This window comes from Pedobacter sp. HMWF019 (assembly GCF_003061025.1).
Taxonomy (GTDB): domain Bacteria; phylum Bacteroidota; class Bacteroidia; order Sphingobacteriales; family Sphingobacteriaceae; genus Pedobacter.
In genome coordinates, this window is the sequence record NZ_QAIL01000505.1 from 1 (window position 1) to 1,356 (window position 1,356).

A 1,356-nucleotide genomic window follows, 5' to 3' on the forward strand; every position below is an offset into this window, starting at 1 on the left:
ATACAGATATAAGATATCGTTATAGTGCTGCTTATGCCCGCTTAGGTTATAACTATCAGGATCAATATTTGATTAATTTTACTGCACGTAAAGATGCCAGCAGCCGCTTTGGCCCTGGAAAACAAATTGCGAATTTTGGGGCGGTTGGTGGTGCATGGATTTTTTCAAAACAAGATGTAATTAAGGATAACTTATCTTTTCTCTCTTTTGGTAAATTAAGAGCCAGTTATGGAATAACAGGCAACGATCAAATTTCTGATTATAAATTTTTAAGTACCTATTCGGCCAATGGTTTGGCTTATCAAGGCGTAGCAGGCTTAAATCCAACTTCTTTAACTAATCCTAACTATGGATGGGAAAGTGTGAAGAAGCTGGAAGCAGGGCTGGATCTGGGTTTTATTAAAGACCGGATTTTATTTAATGTAAGTTGGTATCAGAATAGAACAGGTAATCAATTGGTAGGTTATTCTCTTCCTTCTATTACTGGATTTACCAGTATTCAGGCCAATCTGCCAGCAGTTATACAAAATAGAGGGACGGAATTTGAATTGACTACACATAACATCAGTGGCAAAGATTTTAGCTGGACTACTTCTGCTAATTTGAGCGTTCCGCGTAATAAACTGCTTTCTTATCCAAATTTAGCAAATTCTAGTTATGCCACGACTTATGTTGAGGGGATGCCATTATCTATATCTTTTCTGTTCCACTATACAGGTGTTGACCCAACTACTAAGCAGTATACTTTTGAGGATGTAAATAAGGATGGTCAAGTCACCTATGGTAGCGATAGAAAACCCGTGTTTGTTGGCCAAAAGTATTTCGGGGGATTGAACAATAGTATTACCTACAAAGGCTTTCAATTGGATTTCTTTTTACAGTTTGTAAAACAAAATGGCTATAATTTTTTAGGAAGTGTACCTGGTGCCTTTAGCAATTCAGCCAATCAATTGGCATCTGTGATACAATCTACCAACGGTGGTACAGGTGTGCAGAATTTTACACAAGATTATAGTTCTGGTTTAAATAATGCCTATAGCTCTTATTTTAGCAGTGATGGTAATTTAACGGATGCTTCTTTTATTCGGTTAAAAAACATTTCTCTGAGTTGGAACTTAACCGAAAAATATTTGAATTATTTAAAACTAAGAAATGTAAGGATATATGTTCAAGGGCAAAATATTTTTACAATAACTAAATACAAGGGGCTTGATCCTGAATTTAGCGGTAGCCAGTTAGCCTCCCTACCTCCCTTGCGTATCATCATGGCGGGTATACAATTGTCTCTTTAACAGTATTCTAAAAAGATATTAAGATGAAATATTTCAATTCAAAATCAAAAGTTAAAAGTAGTAC

Annotated in this window: 1 pseudogene; it reads left to right on the forward strand. The window is 35.7% G+C overall.

Annotated features, from left to right (window positions below):
* Nucleotides 1–1,292 (forward strand): annotated as a pseudogene (locus tag DBR11_RS29755) (SusC/RagA family TonB-linked outer membrane protein); the annotation flags it as partial.
* Nucleotides 1,293–1,356 lie beyond the last annotated feature (64 nt).